At 61.8% G+C, this 13,015-nt stretch carries 10 protein-coding genes; 5 read left to right on the top strand and 5 right to left on the bottom strand.

All coding sequences use genetic code 11. The features are described from left to right. Positions 1 to 4: 4 nt before the first annotated feature. Together BM399_RS04735 and BM399_RS04730 are read left to right on the top strand one after the other, a co-directional pair. Positions 5 to 1,177 carry a GNAT family N-acetyltransferase gene (locus BM399_RS04735; protein WP_092864862.1) on the top strand — a complete coding sequence of 391 codons (1,173 nt, stop codon included), beginning with the start codon at positions 5 to 7 and terminating at the stop codon, positions 1,175 to 1,177. Positions 1,178 to 1,231: 54 nt separating this feature from the next. After that, positions 1,232 to 1,651, top strand: a complete 420-nt coding sequence (locus BM399_RS04730; protein WP_092864859.1) for an HIT family protein — start codon at positions 1,232 to 1,234, stop codon at positions 1,649 to 1,651. Between the two features lie 30 nt (positions 1,652 to 1,681). Here BM399_RS04730 and BM399_RS04725 read toward each other — a convergent pair whose 3' ends face one another. The 4 genes from BM399_RS04725 to clpS form a co-directional block, all read right to left on the bottom strand. Then, a complete protein-coding gene (locus BM399_RS04725) occupies positions 1,682 to 2,380 on the bottom strand; it encodes a GNAT family N-acetyltransferase (RefSeq protein ID WP_092864856.1) in 699 nt (232 codons plus the stop codon). 186 nt (positions 2,381 to 2,566) lie between these two features. Further along, positions 2,567 to 2,800 carry a hypothetical protein gene (locus tag BM399_RS04720; protein WP_092864853.1) on the bottom strand — a complete coding sequence of 78 codons (234 nt, stop codon included), beginning with the start codon at positions 2,798 to 2,800 and terminating at the stop codon, positions 2,567 to 2,569. Positions 2,801 to 2,885: 85 nt separating this feature from the next. After that, on the bottom strand, positions 2,886 to 5,342 hold the full coding sequence (gene clpA, locus BM399_RS04715; RefSeq protein WP_092864850.1) for an ATP-dependent Clp protease ATP-binding subunit ClpA: 2,457 nt from the start codon (positions 5,340 to 5,342) through the stop codon (positions 2,886 to 2,888). A gap of 7 nt (positions 5,343 to 5,349) precedes the next feature. Further along, entirely contained in the window at positions 5,350 to 5,703 is a 354-nt protein-coding gene (gene clpS / locus BM399_RS04710) for an ATP-dependent Clp protease adapter ClpS (protein WP_092866355.1), read from the bottom strand. Between the two features lie 743 nt (positions 5,704 to 6,446). Between clpS and BM399_RS04705 the strand changes: the two genes are divergently transcribed. Next, positions 6,447 to 8,273 carry a serine hydrolase gene (locus BM399_RS04705; protein ID WP_092864847.1) on the top strand — a complete coding sequence of 609 codons (1,827 nt, stop codon included), beginning with the start codon at positions 6,447 to 6,449 and terminating at the stop codon, positions 8,271 to 8,273. An 82-nt stretch (positions 8,274 to 8,355) separates the two neighbouring features. Further along, positions 8,356 to 8,721 (top strand): cupin domain-containing protein, encoded by a 366-nt coding sequence (locus BM399_RS04700; RefSeq protein WP_092864844.1) that lies wholly within the window; start codon positions 8,356 to 8,358, stop codon positions 8,719 to 8,721. A 53-nt stretch (positions 8,722 to 8,774) separates the two neighbouring features. Here the strand turns inward: BM399_RS04700 and putA are convergent, their stop codons facing one another. Next, on the bottom strand, positions 8,775 to 11,957 hold the full coding sequence (gene putA, locus BM399_RS04695; protein ID WP_092864841.1) for a bifunctional proline dehydrogenase/L-glutamate gamma-semialdehyde dehydrogenase PutA: 3,183 nt from the start codon (positions 11,955 to 11,957) through the stop codon (positions 8,775 to 8,777). Between the two features lie 166 nt (positions 11,958 to 12,123). On the opposite strand from putA, the gene panC reads away from it, so the two are divergent. Further along, positions 12,124 to 12,975, top strand: coding sequence for a pantoate--beta-alanine ligase (panC, locus tag BM399_RS04690; protein ID WP_092864838.1), 852 nt, complete (start codon positions 12,124 to 12,126; stop codon positions 12,973 to 12,975). The last annotated feature ends 40 nt before the right edge of the window (positions 12,976 to 13,015 follow it).

Below are 13,015 nucleotides of genomic sequence, written 5' to 3'. Positions count from 1 at the left end.
AAAGATGCCGACATCTCCCGACACAGCCGTAAAGCTCGCCCCGTCGATCGCAGCGGTCGACGCAGCAGAGTGGGATGCCTGCGCCAATCCCGACCCGGCGACGTTCAATCCCTTCGTCTCCCACGCCTTCCTCAAGGCGCTTGAGGAATCGCACGCGGTCGGAACGAGAAGCGGTTGGCTGCCGCGCCATCTCGTCATCGAAGACGAAACCGGATCGATTACCGCAGCAGCGCCCGCGTATTTGAAATCGCACAGCCAGGGAGAATACGTATTCGATCACGGCTGGGCCGATGCCTACGCCCAGGCAGGCGGACGCTATTATCCGAAGCTGCAGATCTCCGTGCCGTTTACGCCCGTCCCCGGCCCCCGCCTGCTCGTGAAACCGGGAGCAAAGTCCTATTCCGACGAGCAGATTCTGGCCGCTGCAGCGATTGAGGTTGCCCGCCTCGGCGGCCTTTCGTCAGTGCACTTGACATTCCTCGACCGCGACGTCGCGGCCCGCCTGCGCGCCCTCGGCTTCCTGACGCGAATTGGTCAGCAATTCCATTGGCAAAACCAGGGCTACGGCTCTTTCGACGATTTTCTTGGAACCCTCGCATCGCGCAAACGCAAGGGGATCAGAAAGGAACGCCAAGCGGCATTGGCGCACGGAATCGAGATCGAACGGGTCGCCGGCAGAGCCATCGGCGAAGCCCACTGGGATGCGATGTACGCCTTCTACATGGACACCGGAAACCGCAAGTGGGGCCGGCCCTATCTCAATCGCACGTTCTTCTCGCTCCTCGGACAGGCAATGCCCGAGCGGTGCCTGCTGGTCTTCGCGAAGCGGCACGGAAGCTACATCGCGGGCGCCTTGAACCTCATCGGCGGCGATTGCCTTTACGGCCGCTACTGGGGTGCCATCGAGCACCACCCGGCTCTCCACTTCGAGGTCTGCTATTATCAGGCGATCGAGTACGCCATCGAACACCGGCTCCCGCGCGTCGAAGCCGGCGCCCAAGGCGAGCATAAGCTCGCACGCGGCTATCTACCGGTCGAAACATACTCCGCGCACTGGCTCGCCGACCCGGCGCTCGAACGAGCCGTGGAACGCTTCCTGAACCAGGAGCGCCAGGCCGTGACCCGCTTCAATGCCGACTTGACCGAGATGGGCCCCTATCGCAAAGACGAAGCCTGAAGCGGCGCCAAGTCGAAGGCTGCCGCATAGTCATATTGAGCCGGGCGGAACACCATGTCGTACGACGCAAACAACATCTTCGCGAAGATCCTGCGCGGCGAAATTCCGTGCCACAAAGTCTACGAGGATGCCGACGCGATCGTCTTCATGGACGTGATGCCCCAGTCGCCGGGCCACACGCTGGTCTTACCGAAGGCTCAGTCCCGCAATCTTCTCGATGCCGACCCGGCAGTGCTGGCGAAGATCATTCCACTCGTTCAGAAAGTCGCCATCGCCGCGAAATCCGCGTTCAATGCCGACGGCATCAGCATCGCACAATTCAATGAAACAGCGGGCGGCCAGACGGTCTTTCACCTGCATTTCCACGTCATACCCCGCTACGAAGGCAAGCCGCTCAATTTGCACGCTCGCAATATGGAAGAAGGCTCCGTGCTCACCGCAAACGCTGAAAAGCTGAAAGCAGCGCTCGCCTAAAAATCCCGCGCCGAAATTACCGATTTGTCGTCAAGCAGGTGTCCGCCCTTGTTCAAGCGCAGCGGCGGCCCCCAATCGCGCCCTCTGCTGCTCGGCATCGTCAAAGTTTTCCGGCGCCAGCCAAGCCTCGTAGGCCGCTTTAAGGGCCGGCCACTCCTTGTCCAGCATCGAAAACCAAGCGGTGTCCCGGTTGGCTCCTTTGGCCACCATGTGCTGACGGAATAGTCCCTCGTAGGTGAAACCGAAGCGGTGCGCGGCGCGCTTGGATGGCTCGTTATCGTTGTGACACTTCCATTCGAAACGGCGATAGCCCAGATCCTCGAAAACATGCGCCGCGAAGAGGTAGAGTGCTTCAGTTGCGACGCGTGTGCGCGCAATCGCCGGACCCCAAAGGATCGATCCGATCTCGATAACGCCGTGGGCCGGTTCGATGCGCATCAACGCCTGCCGCCCGGCAGCGCGGCCGCTCGTCTTATCAACCACCGCCCAGAACATTGGGTCTTGGCTTTGCGACATCGTATCGAGCCATGGCCGCAAATCGGCGCTTGTCGCGGGCGGCGGTTCGAAGAGATAGCGAAAACGCTCTTCAGCCCCGCGTGCAGCCGATTGTTCGAACAAGGCATCTCCGTGCCGTGCAGGATCCAGCGGCTCGAGCCGCGTGTAGCGACCGTCCATGACAACGCGCGCCGGACGCGGGCGGCGCGTCCAGCAGGAAAGATCATGGCCCATGATCCCGTGCTTTCTCTCGATTTTTCATAGATGGATGGATCATTCTCTCTTGGCGCTTACACCAAACCACAGCCACCCGGAAGGCCAGCATGCCTGCCTGCATGCCTTCCGCACCGAACGTCGAACAATTTGTTCAGAACTGCGAACGCAGGCGGCGCTCGCCAGCCGATCCCTTGGTCCGGACGGCTAACCGGCAGTCGTACGAGAACGTCTCAGGAAACGGCCGCCGCCCCACACGACAAAAATCGCCGCGATGATCATCGCAAGCGTCGCTGCCGTGCTTCCCGTGAATTCATTCGCAGCGATGCTATCGATCGCAATCATCAACCCGGCAACGATGCCGATCAGGATCGGCGCCACCCAGCCGCTTCCGAGCCAGCCGAAAATTCCCGCGAGAAGCAAAGTGGAGAGCCAGATCATGCAACCACACGGGCCTTCCGGTCATCATAACGGATTTATCGACACATAAAGAAACGGCACGACCCGAAGGTCGTGCCGTTGAACTTTATTCGTCTTTCTTCTTCCGCGGCACACTCGGCACCGCTCCGGAGCCGTTGGGCTTCTCGCCCTTTTCCTTCGGCCCGGGCAACGCCTTTTTCGGCGTCGCATCCGCAAGAACCGGCTGCGGAAGATCGTCGTCGTCATCCGTCTCTTCGTCTTCCGGCGACTTGGCCTTCTTCGAAGGATCGAGCGGCAGGAAGTCGAAAGCCAACGTCCTGTCGGGGCCCTTGCCGGAGACCAGAACCTTCACCGTTCCGCCGTTCTCGAGCTTGCCGAACAGCAGTTCTTCAGCCAGCGGCTTCTTGATGTATTCCTGGATGACGCGAGACAACGGCCGCGCGCCGAACTTCTCGTCGTAACCCTTCTCGGCGAGCCACCGTGTCGCCTCATCCGACAGTTCGATCGTAACGCTGCGATCTGCGAGCTGCGCTTCGAGCTGGAAGATGAACTTCTCGACGACCTGCGCAATGATCTCGGGCGACAGGCCCGCGAACGGCACGATGGCGTCGAGACGGTTGCGGAACTCCGGAGTGAACAGCTTCGTCACTGCTTCCGTATCCTCACCTTCCCGCTTCTGACGGTTGAAGCCCATTGGCGGCTTCGCCATGTCGGACGCGCCCGCGTTCGTCGTCATGATGAGAACGACGTTGCGGAAGTCGACCGACTTGCCGTTGTGGTCCGTGAGCTTGCCGTGGTCCATCACCTGCAGGAGGATATTGAACAGATCCGGATGCGCCTTCTCGATTTCGTCGAGCAGCAGCACCGAGTGCGGATGCTGATCGATGCCATCGGTCAGAAGACCACCCTGATCGAATCCGACATACCCCGGAGGCGCGCCGATCAAACGCGAAACCGTGTGCTTCTCCATGTATTCCGACATGTCGAAGCGCAGAAGCTCGACGCCCATCAGGTTGGCGAGCTGCTTGGCGACTTCCGTTTTGCCGACGCCGGTCGGGCCGGAGAACAGATAGCAACCGATTGGCTTCTCGGGCTCGCGCAGGCCGGCACGCGCCAGCTTGATCGCACTCGAAAGAGCCTCGATGGCCTTGTCCTGACCGAAAACCAGCCGCTTCAGATCGCGTCCGATATGGGCGATGACTTCGGCATCGCTCTTCGTGACGGTTTTCGGCGGAATGCGCGCCATGACGGCGACGGTCGCCTCGATCTCCTTCGTGGTGATCTTCTTCTTCCGCTTGTTTTCCGGCACAAGCATCTGCGAAGCACCCGTCTCGTCGATCACGTCGATCGCCTTGTCCGGCAGCTTCCGGTCGTGGATGTACCGCGCCGACAGCTCGACCGCGGCCTTGATGGCCTCGTTCGTATACTTGATCTTGTGATAGTCCTCGAAGACCGACTTCAGGCCCTTGAGGATCTCGATCGCATCCTCGACGGTCGGCTCCTTCACATCGATCTTCTGGAACCGGCGCACGAGTGCCCGGTCCTTCTCGAAGTGCTGCCGGTACTCTTTGTAGGTCGTCGATCCGATGCAGCGGAGCGTTCCCGACTGCAGCGCAGGCTTCAGCAGGTTCGAAGCGTCCATAGCTCCGCCCGAAGTCGCACCCGCACCGATCACGGTGTGGATCTCGTCGATGAAGAGAACCGCGCCGGGGAACGCCTCGACCTCTTTCATAACGGCCTTCAACCGCTCCTCGAAATCACCGCGATAGCGGGTTCCGGCAAGCAGCGCGCCCATGTCGAGCGCGAAGATCGTTGCGCCCTTCAGAACGTCAGGCACCTGACCGGCAACGATCTTGCGTGCCAGTCCTTCGGCAATAGCCGTTTTACCGACACCCGGGTCGCCGACGAAGAGCGGATTGTTCTTCTGACGGCGGCAGAGCACCTGCACGGTGCGCATCACCTCCTGCTCGCGGCCGATCAACGGATCGATCTTGCCGTCGCGAGCTTTCTTGTTGAGGTTCACGCAATACGTGTTGAGCGCATCGCCTGGCTTCTTCTCTTCACCCTCGGTTGCGTTCACGTCGTCATCGACTCCACGAACCGTCCGCGGCTCAAACATGCCGGGCCGCTTTGCAATCCCATGAGCAATGTATTGAACGGCGTCGAAGCGTGTCATTTCCTGCTCCTGCAGGAAATACGCCGCGTGGCTTTCGCGTTCCGAGAAAATGCCGACGAGCACGTTGGCGCCCGTAACCTCCTCCCGGCCCGACGTCTGGACGTGGACGATCGCCCGCTGCACGACCCGTTGGAACGAATTCGTCGGGTGAGCGTCGCGCGCTGATTTCGACACGATCGGCTTCAGCTCGGTGTCGAGATATTCGATCAATCGGGCACGCAATTGCTCGATGTCGACGGAACAGGCCCGCATAACGGCAGCAGCGTCACGATCGTCGACGAGCGCGAGCAGTAAATGCTCAAGCGTCGCAAACTCGTGGTGGCGGACGTTTGCATACTGCACAGCGCGGTGCAGCGAGGCTTCAAGATTTTTGGAGAGCGATGTCAATCGAGTCCTACTCTTTCTCCATGGTGCACTGTAGAGGGTGGCCATGCTGCCGTGAAAAGTCCATCACCTGCGTCACCTTTGTTTCGGCGACCTCGTAAGTATACACCCCGCAAATCCCGACTCCTTTGTGGTGGACATGGAGCATGATGCGGGTCGCATCCTCCTGTCCCTTGTTGAAGAAGCGTTGCAGCACCAGAACCACGAACTCCATCGGCGTGAAGTCGTCGTTCAACAGGAGAACCTTATATAGGTTCGGCTTCTTCGTTTTTGGACGGGTCTTGGTGACGATACCTGTTTTCGACTCGCCGTCGCCGTCATCGCGACGCGGCCCATCGGGCGGGTCGTCCTTGTTCGCGGCCATGCGGTGGGCCGCCAACGAGGGAATAAGTTGCACCGTCTTCATCGCGTGCCTCGGGGAAAACCCGAATCCGTCGGATGGTTCAAAGCTATCCCGCATCAGGTGCATGTTGGAGGCAGAAAGGTAACGCCCGCTTCCCCAAATGCGTGCCCAGCGGGGCACTCGTCTTTCTTGCCAAATGTTCAAGCTAACACCCGTCTCCATCAAGCACGTAATATAGGCACGCTGACGAACAAAAAATAGAACGAGCCGAGTGACGCATCTGGCATTTCCAACAATTGAATGACGAAACTCCCTTCAAGTTCCGGTTTGCCTGACTGAATAGCAACCGGGCTCCGGTGCCGGACACGGCGCTCCGCCTCGAGCGGCAAGAGCTTACTCCGTCCGCACGCCGAACCTCACGTTGAATCCGTACCCCTGTCTTGCCCCCTGCTATTGAACTCTGGCGGGTCCACGAACCGCCGCCCTAAGCTTGCCCTCCGGACGCTGGCTTGGCGAGCGAAATTGAGACACCGCAACAGGGTATTTTTACCGCGTTCTTTAACCCTGCTGCAGTCCTCCGCCCATACACTTCCCCGAGCATCGGCGGGCGCCGAAAAATTCGGGGGCGCCCAAAAGGTGCCCAAAAACAGTGCTCTGCTTTCGACGTTGACTGCGGGGCCTTCCACGGGAGCCTTTACCGCCAACCCGTGGATCAGGGTTGTCAAAACAACCGCTCGGTTTGAGCGGCAGAGGGAATTAGCGTCTTGTTGCGACGAGCGTTGGCCTATGCGCCGGCTTTTGCAGTTGTGTTTGGTGTGTTCCTGGGAGGCGCAAGCGCCGCCGGGGGAAATCGCCACGCAGCACTAATCCTTGATGCCAATACGGGCACCGTTCTGCACGATGCAGACGGCAATGCGCTCCGGCATCCGGCATCTCTCACGAAGATGATGACCCTTTATATGACCTTCGAGACGCTCCAGTCGGGGCGCCTGAAGATGTCGGACAAGCTGACGATCTCCGCAGCTGCCGCCGGTGTCGCACCCTCGAAGCTCGACCTCAAACCAGGCGAGCAAATCACGGTCTCCGACGCCATCAGGGCCGTTATCACAAAATCCGCCAACGACATCGCCGTAGCGCTCGCCGAAAAGGTCGGCGGCTCGGAGGCCAATTTCGTCCGTCTGATGAATGCGCGCGCCCTCGAGATCGGCATGTCTAAGACGCATTTCGAGAATGCTTCGGGCCTACCGAACAACGCTCAGGTGACAACCGCCCGAGACATGGCGACGCTTGCCCTGCGTCTGCAGGACGATTTTCCGTCGTATTACCCGCTCTTTGCCACCCGCACATTCGCGTATGGAGGCAAAAACTTCCGCAATCACAATACGATGCTGAACAATTTCGCAGGCATCGACGGCATCAAGACCGGCTACACCCGCGCCTCGGGTTTCAATCTCGTGACCTCATGGCGCCGGGGTGATCATCACCTCATCGGCGTCGTCTTCGGCGGTGACACCGCGGCCGAGCGAAATGCCGAAATGCGGGTCCTGCTGACGCGGATGGCCTCGCGGGCCTCCGCCCAGAAGACCCGCAAGCCCACGCAATTCGCACGCCTGAAGAGTGAGCCCAAGGCGGCCCAGCGCCCTGTCGACCGCAAGCCGCGGCCGACCGAGGTTGCAGAGACAGCGCCGCCTGCCCCCCGCCAGCAGCCGAGCGCCGCACAGTCGCCGGAGCCTTCTTCTGCTGCAGAGCCTGAAACGCAGCCTGAAACGCCGGTCCAGATCTTCAAGGTTCGCGCCGTGCCGATGGTGCCGAAAGCACGTCCGGCCGCCGCATCCCCTGAAGAAACGACCGACATGGAAGCCTCAGATCGGCGGCCCGACCGCACGGCACCGCCGCCGCGCGGCACTCCCACGAAGTCCGACCAGGTCCGTGTGGCTGACAACGCGACGAGCCAAAATCCGGCAAGTCAGAATACTCCCACTGAGGACATAGTCCTGCGTCCCTTCGCGCCCGCCAGCCTCGGAGCGTCCGACGCCGAAGCAGGCATGCCATCGACTGCAAGCCCTCAGACGGCCGGGACCCAAGGCGCAATGCTCAACACTTCGGAGGCCAAGCCCTACCGTGCGGCAGCTGCAATCGCGGCCGAAGCCCCGGCAGCTTCACCGGCAGCCGATGTGAAGCCCATCGCCCGGACGAAGCAGAAGAATGCGAACACCGCGTCGCATTCGGCGCCCGTGATCCGCGGACTGCCGCCGTCCACGCTCGGCGCACAAGCGAGCGCGCTGCACCTCGCTTCCGTCCAAGGGAGCTACGAGCCAAGGAACGCCGGCAAGAAGGCTTCCGGCGGCCGGTACACCGTGCAAATCGGCGCCTATGGCTCGATTGACGATGCGCAGCGTGCCCTCACGAACGTACAAGGCCGCGTAGGCAAACTTCTCGCCGGCATCCCGACGGTCACACATCCCGCCCAGAAAGACGGCCGCCAAGTCTATCGCGCGCGCTTCACAGGCTTTGACGCCGACCGGGCGACGACCACCTGCAACGCCCTTCGCCGGCAATCCGTCGATTGCTTCGTGATGGCGGGCGACTGACGACACTTGCCCAACCACAGGCTTGCCCACGGAAGTGGCCGCGTCGTACCGTTGCAGGCAATCCGTCAATGAAGGCTCATCCGTGACAACCCAATCAGAATTTCCGAAGCTGGTCCTCTTTCAGGGCAATCTGCCCGCTCCCGAAGTTTACCGGCCGGCGGCCGAACGCATCACCGCCGGCGATCCGGTTCAAAGCGCGCAGAACTTGTTCCAAAGCGCAGACGGCCGCTTCAACAGCGGCATCTGGAGCAGCGAGCCGGGAACCTGGCGAGTCGTTTTCTCGGAAAGTGAATTCTGCCACCTGCTCGAAGGCGTCATCGTCGTCCGGGGCGACGACGGTTCCGAGGCGACCTTCCGCGCGGGCGACGCATTCCTGACACCCGCGGGCTTCACCGGCACGTGGGAAATCGTTGAGCCCGCCAAGAAATTTTATGCGTTTTACGAATAACAAGGGCGCCGGCGGCAGGCTCGCGAATGCGGGCCGCCGACGCCAAAGTTGAATTATCCCTTCCCGCTGAGCAACGTGTAGTTGCCGCCGGTCGCGGTGATGTCCGTCGCGCGCACGCGCTCGGTCGCGAACCGCGCCAGATAGTTGGGGCCACCCGCTTTGGGGCCGGTGCCCGAAAGCCCCTCACCCCCAAAAGGCTGAACGCCGACGACGGCGCCGATCTGATTGCGGTTGACGTAAAGATTGCCGACCCGCGCGTTCTCCGCGACGTAATCGGCAACGCTTTCGATGCGGCTGTGCAGCCCGAGCGTCAGCCCGTGCCCGGTAACGTTCAGCGCCGCAACGACTTTGTCCAAATGCCCGCGCTCGTACCGGATCATGTGGAGGATCGGCCCGAACACTTCATGGTCGAGCTTGCTCAGGCGATCGATTTCATAAAGCGACGGCGTGACGTAGGTCCCCGCGCGGCACGCTTCCGGCATCGCCAGATCGATGATCTCGCGACCCTCGCGCTGCATACGGACTTTATGGCTCTCCAGAGCATCCTGCGCCGTCTCGTCGATGACGGGACCGATGTCGGTCGCATAATCGAGCGGATCCCCGACGTCGAGCGCCTCGATCGCGCCCGCCAGCATCGAGCGGATACGCGGCGCGTTATCGTCCTGTACGAACAGAACCCGGGCTGCAGAGCATCGCTGACCGGCGCTGTCGAAAGCCGATCGCACCGCGTCGCGGACGACCTGCTCGGGAAGAGCGGACGAATCCGCGATCATGGCATTGATGCCGCCCGTTTCTGCAATGAACGGCACGATCGCGCCACGGCGATCGGCAAGCGCCCGCTGAATGGCCCAGGCAGTTTCGTTGGAGCCGGTGAACGCTACACCCTGGATGCGGGCATCTTTGACGATGGCCTCTCCGAGCTTGCCGCCGCCCGTCACCAGATGCAGCGCGTCGCGAGGCACGCCGGCCTCTTGCAGCAGCTTCACCACAAGAAATCCCGCGATGGGCGTCTGCTCGGCTGGCTTCGCGATGACGGCGTTGCCCGCCGCGAGCGCCGCCGCGACTTGCCCCGTAAAGATCGCGATGGGGAAATTCCACGGCGATATGCACGCAAACACGCCGCGGCCTCTGAGCGACAGCGTGTTTTCCTCGCCCGTCGGCCCTTTGAGCACTATTGGATCGGAAAAAAGCCGCCGCGCTTCAATCGCGTAGTAGCGAAGATAATCGACCGCCTCGCGAACCTCGGACTGCGCGGCCTCGAGCGTTTTCCCAGCTTCGCGAATGAGGGCGGCCATCAAAACCGCGCGATCCCTTTCGAAAAGATCGGCCGCGGCCTCCAAGATGCGCGCGCGCTCCGCCGCATCCGTTCTTTCCCAGCGCGGCGCGCCGTTCATCGCCGAGAAAATCGCATCCTCGAGATGCTGCGGCTTTGCAAGCCGCACCGTACCGATCCTGTCGCGATGGTCGTGCGGCGACAAGGAGATCGCAGCCGCATCGCCACCGGCCGTGACCGTGCCGTTCACGATGGGTCCGGCCGAAAAGGGAGTCTTCAGGATCTTCGCAATGTCCGCCTGAAGGCCATCGCGGACGCTTGCCTGCACCAGCGCCAATCCCGCGCTGTTCTTTCGCTCGGGGAGGAAGATGTCCCGCGGCCGCGTGATCAGTTTGACGCGTTCACCCGAGGTAAATTCGCGATCGGCAATCTCGACCGGATCGGCGATGATTTCGGAAATGGACATTTCCTCATCGCCCAGCCGGTTGACGAACGATGTGTTGGCGCCGTTTTCGAGCAAGCGGCGCACGAGATAGCCGAGCAAATCTTCATGCCCGCCGACGGGCGCATAGATCCGGCACGGCCGCCCGAACTTGCCCTCGCCGGAGACCTGTTCGTAGAGCGCTTCGCCCATGCCGTGCAGCCGCTGATATTCGAACTCGACGGCGCCGCCCGCAACCGACGCCGCCGCGATCGTGTGCGCGTTGTGGGTCGCAAACTGCGGGTAGAAGGCCGCCGGATCGGAGATCAGCAGTCGCATCGCAGCCAGATAGGAAACATCCGTATGCAGCTTTCGTGTGAAAACCGGATAATCCTCGAAGCCGCGCTCCTGCGCCCATTTGATTTCGCTGTCCCAGTAGGCGCCCTTGACGAGGCGCACCGGGATACGCTTGCCGGTCTTCTCGCTGAGACGGCGCAGCCAGCGGAGCATCGGAATGGCCCGCTTGCCGTAAGCCTGGACGGCGATGCCGAGACCATTCCATCCCTCGAGGTGCGGACTGACGAGCGTCTCGCCGAAGAGATCCGCCGTAACGTCGAGCCGGTCCTGCTCTTCCGCGTCGACCATCAAACCCAAGCCTTTCGCCCGGGCTGCGCGCGCCAGCGTCAACAGCAGCGGCGCAAGCTCGGCCCTGAGACGATGTTCCTTGCCGGGCTCGAAGCGCGGATGAAGCGCCGATAGCTTCACGGAGATGGAAGGCCGGTCGAAAATCGCATCGGCATGCGGCGTCGTAAACGGCCCGGCATCCGCGCCGACCGCATCGATTGCCGCCATGTATCGTTGAAAATAGCGTTCCGCGTCCTGCTTGGATCGGGCAGCCTCTCCGAGCATATCGTAGGAGAACCGGTAGCCCTTTTCCGCATATGCCCGCGACCGCGATAGCGCCGCCTCGATCGTCGAGCCCAGCACGAACTGCTCGCCGAGAAGCCGCACGGCCTGGCGAATGGCGAGCCGGATCGTTCCCTCGCCCGAGCGCGCCACGAGGCGCTTCATCGCCTGCAGAGGGTTTGCGCCCTTGGCTTCCCTGAGCCGCATGATGCGGCCCGTCAGCATCAAGCCCCAAGTCGAAGCGTTGACAAAGAGGCTTTCCGAATGCCCGCGATGCTTCTCCCACGCGCCACCGGAAATCTTGTCTGCAATGAAAGCATTTGCCGTCTCGGCGTCCGGAATGCGCAGCAAGGCCTCGGCGAGGCACATCAGGATCACGCCCTCGTCCGTCGCCAAGCCGTATTCGTGCATGAACGCATCGACGCCGGCATGGCTCGCCTTGTCGGCCCGCGCCGCGTGCACGAGCCGCCGCGCCACGTCCGCGGTCCGCCGCCGCTCGTCCTCGGTGAAGAGCGCGCGTTCGATCAGAGCGCCGACAAGCCGCTGCTCGTCCATGAGATATTGTGCGGCGAACTCGTCCCGTGACGGGAGACTCCGTTGTGTCACGCTATCCTCACGCCGCAATATCGCGACCATAATGTTCCCGCTGATAAAAGGCGCTCACAGCGATTCGCCCAGCGCCAATATTAGCAGATTGGGGGGCCTGCGCCTGCGGCTGAAAAAACTGCCATCAGCTTGTCCACTTGACGACTTGCCCGTAATCCCTGCACCACTGCCCTGAAATCTTATCTGGGCCTAAGCTTTGTCCGAAATCATCAAAGTCGTCCGCAACCTGCGCGACCTCCGAAAAGCCACCTCGAAATGGCGCCAGCGTGGCCAGACGATCGCCCTCGTGCCGACGATGGGCGCGCTCCACGCAGGCCATCTTGCGCTCGTCAAGCTTGCCAGGAAGAAGGCGGACAAGGTCGTCGTTTCGATCTTCGTCAACCCCACCCAATTCGGGCCAGCCGAAGATCTCTCGCGTTACCCGCGCGACGAGGCGGGTGACCTGATAAAGCTCGCCGATGCCGACGCTAATCTCGTTTGGGCGCCGGCCGTCGAGGAAATGTATCCGGAGGGCTTTTCCGTGGGTGTGCGCGCCGGGAGCGCCGCCAAGGATCTCGACGGCGCTTTCCGTCCGCACCACTTCGACGGCGTGGCGACCGTATGCACGAAGCTCTTCAACCAGGTCACGCCCGACGTCGCGATTTTCGGCGAAAAGGACTATCAGCAGCTCGCCGTGCTGCGGCAAGTCGTGCGCGATCTCAATATGCCCGTAAAGCTGATCGGCGGACCGACAAAGCGTGACACCGACGGGCTGGCGCTTTCGTCCCGCAATGCCTATCTGAGCGAAGCCGAACGCAAGATTGCCCCCGCACTGTACGCTGTAATTTCCTCGCTCGCCGAAGATGTTGCAAATGGCGCGGATGTCCCGACCGGCATCTCCAACGCCAAGCGCAAGCTCGTCGCAGCGGGGTTTGCGAGAATTGATTACATCGAGGTCCGCGACGCGGAAACGCTGGCCGTGCCGCCTGCGGCAGATGGGCGGGCGCTGCGCGTCCTGGCCGCTGTTTGGCTCGGCAAGACGCGATTGATCGATAACGTCCCAGTCTAAGGCATTTGGCGCGTTGCAGTGCCGCCACAAGTCGCAAACG

It is taken from the genome of Hyphomicrobium facile, from assembly GCF_900116175.1.
Taxonomy (GTDB): Bacteria; Pseudomonadota; Alphaproteobacteria; order Rhizobiales; family Hyphomicrobiaceae; genus Hyphomicrobium_B; species Hyphomicrobium_B facile.
This window is presented reverse-complemented; position numbering and strand designations above follow the sequence as displayed.

Excerpts from the sequence above, each read along its gene's own strand:
- BM399_RS04735 (WP_092864862.1), top strand. The coding sequence starts at position 5 with ATGCCGACATCTCCCGACACAGCCGTAAAGCTCGCCCCGTCGATCGCA.
- BM399_RS04730 (WP_092864859.1), top strand. The coding sequence starts at position 1,232 with ATGTCGTACGACGCAAACAACATCTTCGCGAAGATCCTGCGCGGCGAA.
- BM399_RS04725 (WP_092864856.1), bottom strand. The coding sequence starts at position 2,380 with ATGGGCCATGATCTTTCCTGCTGGACGCGCCGCCCGCGTCCGGCGCGC.
- BM399_RS04720 (WP_092864853.1), bottom strand. The coding sequence starts at position 2,800 with ATGATCTGGCTCTCCACTTTGCTTCTCGCGGGAATTTTCGGCTGGCTC.
- clpS (WP_092866355.1), bottom strand. The coding sequence starts at position 5,703 with ATGGCCGCGAACAAGGACGACCCGCCCGATGGGCCGCGTCGCGATGAC.
- putA (WP_092864841.1), bottom strand. The coding sequence starts at position 11,957 with ATGGTCGCGATATTGCGGCGTGAGGATAGCGTGACACAACGGAGTCTC.